The following is a 374-nucleotide window of genomic DNA, read 5'->3' as shown; positions in this document are numbered from 1 at the left end:
CGCAATGACTGGCCTCATCGCCAGCAGGCTGGCTCCCACCAGGTCTTCAGTGAACCTCAATGTCGAGTTCACACAGATCCAATGTGGGAGCCAGCCTGCTGGCGATGGCGCCCGAACAGTCACTACAAAACCTCAACCCCTGACCAAACTGCGCACCGCAACAATCTCCGGCACTTCAGGCTGCTCACATAAACCCGCAACATACGCGGGTGTGTCGGCTGGAGCGGGACTATCGGTTTGGGCTGTGAGTGCGGTGGCGCAATGACTGGCCTCATCGCCAGCAGGCTGGCTCCCACCAGGTCTTCAGTGAACCTCAATGTCGAGTTCACACAGATCCAATGTGGGAGCCAGCAGGCTGGCTCTCACAAGGTCTT

This window comes from Pseudomonas sp. NPDC087346, assembly GCF_044744235.1.
Lineage (GTDB): Bacteria > Pseudomonadota > Gammaproteobacteria > Pseudomonadales > Pseudomonadaceae > Aquipseudomonas.
The sequence above is the reverse complement of the archived record's forward strand: the minus strand, read 5'-3'. Positions refer to the sequence as shown.